The organism is Psychrobacter pacificensis (assembly GCF_900101915.1).
Taxonomy (GTDB): Bacteria; Pseudomonadota; Gammaproteobacteria; order Pseudomonadales; family Moraxellaceae; genus Psychrobacter; species Psychrobacter pacificensis.
Window position 1 is genome coordinate 97470 of sequence record NZ_FNAL01000011.1, and the last position, 7947, is coordinate 105416.

Annotated in this window: 4 protein-coding genes and 1 rRNA gene; 1 reads left to right on the forward strand and 4 read right to left on the reverse strand. The window is 42.2% G+C overall.

Going from position 1 to position 7947, the window contains the following annotated elements; translation table 11 throughout:
• Positions 1-59: 59 nt before the first annotated feature.
• From rnr to thrS, 4 genes are all read right to left on the reverse strand, one after another.
• On the reverse strand, positions 60-2318 hold the full coding sequence (rnr, locus tag BLR43_RS08310) for a ribonuclease R (protein ID WP_093070347.1): 2259 nt from the start codon (positions 2316-2318) through the stop codon (positions 60-62).
• Positions 2319-2457: 139 nt separating this feature from the next.
• On the reverse strand, positions 2458-3702 hold the full coding sequence (locus BLR43_RS08315) for a toxic anion resistance protein (RefSeq protein WP_093070349.1): 1245 nt from the start codon (positions 3700-3702) through the stop codon (positions 2458-2460).
• A 333-nt stretch (positions 3703-4035) separates the two neighbouring features.
• Entirely contained in the window at positions 4036-4539 is a 504-nt protein-coding gene (gene infC, locus BLR43_RS08320) for a translation initiation factor IF-3 (RefSeq protein WP_093070350.1), read from the reverse strand.
• Positions 4540-4562: 23 nt separating this feature from the next.
• On the reverse strand, positions 4563-6497 hold the full coding sequence (thrS, locus tag BLR43_RS08325) for a threonine--tRNA ligase (protein WP_093070352.1): 1935 nt from the start codon (positions 6495-6497) through the stop codon (positions 4563-4565).
• Between the two features lie 1113 nt (positions 6498-7610).
• On the opposite strand from thrS, the gene BLR43_RS08330 reads away from it, so the two are divergent.
• Positions 7611-7947 (forward strand): 16S ribosomal RNA (locus BLR43_RS08330); the annotation flags it as partial.

The following is a 7947-nucleotide window of genomic DNA, read 5'->3' on the forward strand; positions in this document are numbered from 1 at the left end:
AAGCATAAAAAAGGCCAACGATCACGTTAGCCTTTCTTGTTTGAAAGTTGCACTAGAGATTAGCTTTTTTTGCTAGAGCTTCTACGACTACTTCTCTTTGCTGGACCTTTCTTAGGCGGCTGTTTTTTGGTCTGATTCATGGCACTAGACTGAAGTTTTTCTTTCAAATCAAAATCAATTTGCAGTAAGTCCATGTTGACGCCAGCAACCTGTACCTTGACCAAGTCACCAAGTCCAAACAGCTTGCCCTTGTCTTTGCCGATGAGCTGCTGTTGCTGCTCATCATAAACAAAGAAATCATCGCCCACATTGGAGATATGTACCAAGCCATCGATGTATAGATCAGTCAACGTAACGAATAGGCCGAAGTTAGTCACGGTCGTCACAATCCCTTCGAACTCTTCACCGACATGATCCGTCATATAATGACACTTGAGCCAAGACTCTACAAAGCGAGATGCTTTTTCTGCACGGCGCTCTGTATCAGACGTCTGTGTACCCGCGCCGTCAAGTGAAAAATCCATGACAGGCTGCTTGCTGTTTGTTGCTTTTGCTTTGATCGCACGATGCAGCATTAGATCTGGATAACGGCGAATCGGCGAGGTAAAGTGGCTATATTCATCATAAGCCAAGCCGAAGTGACCAATATTGTCAGGGGCATAATTTGCCTGCATCATCGAGCGCAGCAACATGCTATGAATGCTAATCGCATCTGGTCTGTCTTTGGTTGCTTCAATAATACGCTGATAATCGGCTTGCGTTGGATTCTCTTGTGGGAAGGGTAGGCCAAAGTTTTTTGCATATTCGTGAATACGCATTGATTTTTCATTATCAGGCTTATCGTGGTTACGATATAAGACTGGCAGCTCATGTTTGAGTGCAAAGTTTGCCGCGCAGGTATTAGCGAGGAGCATACACTCTTCAATCAGCTTCTGAGAGTCACCGCGAGTACGCGGTAATATAGCGTCAATCCCGCCTTTTTCATTAAATTTGATGTAGGTTTCGACCGTCTCAAACTCCATGGCATGACGCTCTTCACGTTTTTTGAGCAGTAACTCATAAAGCTGATGCAATGTATCAATCGATTTTTTGACGTCTTTATTGCCCGTTAATGATTTAGGAAGTCTCTTATCAGTCGGATTGACAAAATAGTCGTTCACTTGGTTATACGTGAGACGCGCTTGTGAGTGCATCACTGATGGATAAAACTCATATCCTGTGACCTTACCTGCACGTGATACTTTAATATCAGCCACCATGCATAGACGATCAAGGTTAGGGTTCAATGAACACAGGCCATTAGAGAGGACTTCAGGGAGCATCGGAATCACACGATGCGGGAAGTATACAGACGTACCGCGCTCGTAAGCATCTTGATCTAGTGGAGAGTTTGGCGTGACATAGTAGCTGACATCCGCAATTGCGACCACGACGCGGTAGTTGCCGCCTGAGCGCTTCTCAGCAAATACGGCATCATCGAAGTCACGAGCATCTTCACCATCGATAGTAACGAGTGGCAGATGACGCAAATCTGTGCGACCTTTTATGTCTTTCTCAGTTGGTTCTTGATATTCAGCAGCTTGTTTGAGCGCCGCTTCACTGAAATCTGATGGGATATCATAGTTGAGTAAAGTGGTCTCAATAATCAGCTCTCGATCGTTATCATCAGACAATACCTCAGTGATTTTGCCAGTGGCAAATTCATGCTGGTTCGGCCAGTCGATGATATCGACTTTGACAGGCGCGCCTTGTTTGATATTGAGGGCTTGGACATTATCATCAGTGACAGTGATTGGTTGATGACTGTTTGGACTACCAAGCTCAACACAATAGCCGTCTTCATCACGCGCAAGTGTACCGATAAAGTTGTTCTGGCGGCGCTCAATCACATCGACAATACGACCTTCAGTACGACCGCGATTGTCTGTTGACGTGCCAACTGCTGCTACTGTATCGCCATTGAATACCCAGCGCATTTGTTTTTCATGCAAAAATAAATCTGGCATATCACTTAGCACCACAAAGCCAAAGCCTTTTGGATGTGCAGATACGGTGCCTGTAACGATATCTTGCTTAGTGACTGTGCGATAGCGATAGGGACGGCCTTCGCGATTGACTTGACCGTCGCGTGCCATGGCTTTTAGGCGATTGCCCAAAGCATCAAACTGATCTGGATCTTCAATCTCAAAGATCTGCGCCAGCTGCTTGTGAGTGACTTCCCCATGCTCACCAATCGTACTGAGTATCAACTCACGACTAGGGATTGGGTTGTCGTATTTTTGTGCCTCACTTGAGGCGTTTGGATCATTCCAACTCATAAATTACCGTATCTATTTTTTAAATTATTAATAGTGACTATCTTAACACGAACGGCAGCGCAATACCTTGCGTCAATTGCCTTATGTGCCTTCAATAGCAAAAAGCGTTGCATTTTTAAATGAACGCTATTGGGATCAATCAAATATCGATATCAACACTGCTTGATTGATTGATGATTTTTTTACTGTCTAGCTCTTTTGAGACTTCTAGCACTGTGGTTTGATTTGATTTATCCAGGTATTTCTGTGCTTTATCGACTTCAGTGGTCAAGCTATTGACCGTTTGTTTCATATTCTCTAATGCTTCGATTTTATAATTACTAATCATATCCATGGTGTCATAGACATTATTGAAGGCATTTTGCAGTTTATCAAGCTCAATGCTACTACTTGTTGCTTGCTCATGAATCTCACCTGACTGACGTTTGAGCATGGCAGAGGTTGATTCAATCAAACTACTGGTGGTCTTGTTTAACGCAGTGATTTGATCAAGTACCAATTTTTGATTGGTCATGGCTTGAGCAACTACCACCGCCGTACGTAGTGCTGAAACAGTAGTCGTCGTTGCTCGATCAACCCCTTTAATCAGCTCTAGATTGTTTTTACGGATGGTGTCGAGCGCTAGATAACCTTGTACGTTGACGGCCAACTGAGTTAAAAAGTCAGTGTTTTTTTGACGTACATAAAACAGCATCTCTTCTTTGATAATACGCGCTTTTTCAGGATCAGTCGCTTCTATGGCGTAGACTTTTTGCTCTAGTTGCTCATCTATCTTTTTGCCAACATAGATATACTGGCGTATAGACTGCATCAGCTCCCACATATTGACTTTTTCTTGCTCAATCATTGCATTGTCTTTGAGCAATTCATCTTTACCGTTATATAAGCTGGTTACTACTGCATTGATATGCGATTGCGCTGACTCATACTGACGGAAATAGTCTTGCACTTTATTACCAAATGGAATCAGACCGAATAGCTTACGTGAATTGGTCAGCTCTTTTTTGCTTGGATCTAAGTCCTCGACGATCCCGCGTAATTCGGTTAAAGATTTGGCGATAGGGGAGTTATCAAACAAGCTGTCATTGAGGCTTTTGGCCGGTAGCTCAAGCATACGATTAGAGACTTGAGCGGATTCACGAATTTCTTTCGTACCTAAATTATGAATAGATTGAACGTTTTGCTGAAACTCTGGGCTGTGCACAGAGTTAGTAATCACGTGATCGACGAACGCATCCACTTTGGCATCCAGCTCCGGAATTTGGCTTTCATCCAACTTGACCATTTGATCGGCTTCACTTTTTTGTATTTCTTTGACAGGTTCAGGCGCTGTGAGAGAGATACTAGGAGTTGTGGCGTTTTCTGGTGGCGTCAATTCTTGCATGAAATTTCCTTTGATGTCGGCTGAAAGTAGTGTGTTTTATCCGTGACTCTAACGGTCGCGATATACGTTATTGTTATACACTGACTAAAAATTTTGATAAATGCTGATTAGCAAATATAAAACAGACCTTTAGACTACCGCGTAATCAAATAGTTGAGAAGGTAGATTTTGTAAAATAGCGTCAGCCAATTATATCTGGCTAAATACATTTAAAAGAGACAGTAGGCAGTCCAAATAATAAAAAACCATCAATATCCCGTAGCATATTGATGGTTAGAGTTATAAATAACTATATGGACTGACAGCCAATTCTTAAAGCAATCTCATAAAAGACTACTTTTTCTTTGTAGGTCCAAGCAACATACCCATTTGACGACCTTCCATCTTAGGATATTGTTCGACGTTTGAGATATCAGCAGTATCTTCAATGATACGATCAAGTTGTTTACGACCAATATCTTGGTGCGCCATTTCACGTCCGCGGAAACGGATGCTAATTTTAACTTTGTCTTGATTTTCCAAGAAGCTGATAATTTTTTTCAATTTAACCTGATAATCGGCTTCTTCGGTACTAGGACGTAGCTTCATCTCTTTGAGCTGAGTCTGCTTTTGGTTTTTCTTAGCTTCTTTAGCCTTTTGCTTTTGATCATAGAGGAAATGTTTATAATCCATGATCTTACATACTGGCGGCTTAGCTTCAGGAACTAATTCAACCAAATCTAGGTTTTCATCACGTGCCGCTTTCATCGCGGTTGCGATATCAACCACACCCATTTGCTCGCCATCTTCTTTGACGAGACGGACTTCTTTGACGTTGATATCTTCGTTGATGTTCAAACGGTTGGACTGTTTAATAGGTATTACTCCTCATCTGTTTTTGGGGTCTGTCGGCCTTTTTTACTGACAGCGGTCTGTACTAATGTAATAAATTCAGAAACACTCATCACGCCAAGGTTTTCACCTTCACGCGTTCGGACGTTGACACTGCCCGATTCCACTTCTTTATCCCCTAATACTAGCATATAGGGAATACGTTCTAATGTTTTCTCTCGTATCTTAAATCCAATCTTTTCGTTACGCAAGTCGCTAACGGCACGCAAACCTGCATTTTTGAGCTCACTAACCACGTTTTCACAGGCATCAGCTTGCTTATCGGTGATGTTCATGACCACAACTTGTTGCGGTGCTAGCCATACTGGCATCCAACCAGCATAGTGTTCGATCAAAATACCAATGAAGCGCTCAAATGACCCTAAGATGGCACGGTGCAACATAATAGGCACTTCACGATCGTTCTGCTCATTGACGAACTCAGCATCGAGGCGCTCAGGCATATTGGGATCTACCTGAATGGTACCGCATTGCCAAATACGGCCTAACGAGTCTTTTAGACTAAACTCAATCTTTGGACCATAGAAAGCACCTTCGCCAGGTAGATAATCCCAGTCTAGGCCTGAGCTATCAAGCGCATCTGCTAACGCCTTTTCTGCAAAGTCCCAAGACTCATCACTACCAACACGTTTTTCGGGACGAGTAGACAGCTTCATAATAATGTTATCGAAGCCAAAATCTTCATAGACAGCAAGCGTTAGCTTGATAAATTCTGCTACTTCTTGCTGAATCTGTGCTTGCGTGCAAAAGATATGTGCATCATCTTGCGTAAATCCACGTACGCGCATCAGACCGTGCAATGAACCTGATGGCTCGTTACGATGGCAAGAACCAAATTCAGCCATACGTAGTGGCAAATCACGGTAAGACTTTAAGCCTTGATTGAACACTTGCACATGGCAAGGGCAGTTCATTGGTTTTACGGCATAATCACGATTTTCACTAGAGGTCGTGAACATATTAGTTGCGTAGTTGCCCCAATGTCCTGAGCGCTCCCACAAACTACGATCAACGATTTGCGGTGTCTTAATCTCTTGATAGCCATTGTCGTATTGTACTTTACGCATATATTGCTCAAGTACTTGATAAATTGTCCAGCCATTGGCATGCCAGAACACCATACCTGGCGCTTGCTCTTGCATATGAAATAGGTTTAACGCTTTACCAATTTTACGATGGTCACGTTTTTCTGCTTCTTCAATACGCTGGATATAGGCTTTTAGCTGTTTTTTATCAGCCCAAGCAGTACCATAGATACGTTGCAGTTGCTCGTTTTTCGCATCACCGCGCCAATAGGCACCTGACATTTTGGTCAGTTTAAATACTTTCAAAAAGCGCGTGTTCGGTACGTGCGGGCCACGGCACATATCGACGTATTCTTGGTGATGATACAGACCAAATGCTTCTTCGCCTGGCATATCATTAATAAGCTTCAGCTTATAATCTTCATTGCGTGATTCAAATATCTCAATTGCTTCGGCACGTGGCGTCATTTTTTTGATAACGTCATAATCTTGCTTGATAAGCTCCATCATGCGTTTTTCAATCGCTTCCATGTGCTCAGGCGTAAATGGCGTTTCACTAAAGATATCGTAATAAAAACCATCATCAATAACAGGACCAATGACCATCTTCACATCAGGATAAAGCTGTTTCACCGCATGACCAAGCAAATGCGCACATGAGTGACGAATGATATCGACACCGTCATCGTCTTTTGGCGTTACGATTTCAACGTTGGCATCAGCGACGATAGGATCGTACGCATCTACTAGGTGACCATTGACACGTCCAGCAACTGTCGCTTTAGCGAGCCCTGTCCCAATACTTTGCGCCACTTCCATGACTGTTGTATGACCTTCGAAGTTTTTCACGCTACCATCGGGTAAAGTAATCGCTACCATAATCTATTCGCCTGTTATTGGGTCCGTTGGCAGTGATGATTGCAACCATCAATCATATAACCGTGAGACCGCATCAATTATATCTAATTATTGTGATATATAGTAAGAGTGACACATTACTTGCTACTGCTTTGTACTGCTATATATTGTGGGTTTTATTGGTTATTCAAGAGTGTCTAACCAATAACGACATCATAGACAGAACTCTGTCATCTATCTAATACAGATAATCAGCAAAAATAAGTAATGCAATAAAAGGATGATTATAGCAAAAACCGACTACCAAGACTAGATAGCAAGGGGTAGAGCCTTAAGCTCAATAAGAGATAAACTGCGAAAGTTATTTTTGAACAGTTCAAAATAGAATGTTGGCAAAACTATATAAAACTTGGCGATTGACCTTCTGTATAGCGATGTTTGTAGTAATATCAATATTGAAGGTGGAAGAAGTAGAAGCAAATCCAAAGAGGTAAAAAATACTTCAAAGATAATAAACGGCAATACATATCTGATAAAACTGTCAATCAGAGCACACTTCTATTTTCTTTCCTTTTAAAGCAGCCAGCTCCAACCCATTGAAAAAACTACCGTTTTTATGTTCCACTAAAATAAGTCCAAAAACATCACCAAAACAGGTTGACACAAAAATTAAACCCTCTATAATACGCCCTCATCAGACGGACTGGCAGTGAGAGATGTGTAGATTACACATTAATAACGCAGTTAACCTGGTGAAACAAATTATAAAAAGTCTTGACAATTCAAATCAATATGATAAGATAGTCGGCTCGCTAGATAGCTTAACCGGCAACGGAAAAGGCAGATAGCGTTAGTAATACCCTATATATCGATGACTGGACGACAGTGATTGAAACTATTTAAAAGCATAACTAAAGAACAACTTGTGTGGATTTTTGCTGATTCAGAATGCTAAAAAATAAAGTTGGTCGACTATCTTTTCGGTAGAACACCAACTATAAAAATTATCATTTAAGACAGCAGAAAAACTCAAAGTTAATTCATTACGAACATAATTACGAGCGATTTTGCCAGATTAGATGAGCCAAGATTAGAAGTCGTCTTGCTATTTATAGTGAAGACTTCAGATAGATTAAACTGAAGAGTTTGATCATGGCTCAGATTGAACGCTGGCGGCAGGCTTAACACATGCAAGTCGAGCGGAAACGATGATAGCTTGCTATCAGGCGTCGAGCGGCGGACGGGTGAGTAATACTTAGGAATCTACCTAGTAGTGGGGGATAGCTCGGGGAAACTCGAATTAATACCGCATACGTCCTACGGGAGAAAGCAGGGGATCATTAGACCTTGCGCTATTAGATGAGCCTAAGTCGGATTAGCTAGATGGTGGGGTAAAGGCCTACCATGGCGACGATCTGTAGCTGGTCTGAGAGGATGATCAGCCACACCGGGACTGAGACACGGCCCGGAC

Excerpts from the sequence above, each read along its gene's own strand:
- rnr (WP_093070347.1), bottom strand. The coding sequence starts at position 2,318 with ATGAGTTGGAATGATCCAAACGCCTCAAGTGAGGCACAAAAATACGAC.
- BLR43_RS08315 (WP_093070349.1), bottom strand. The coding sequence starts at position 3,702 with ATGCAAGAATTGACGCCACCAGAAAACGCCACAACTCCTAGTATCTCT.
- thrS (WP_093070352.1), bottom strand. The coding sequence starts at position 6,497 with ATGGTAGCGATTACTTTACCCGATGGTAGCGTGAAAAACTTCGAAGGT.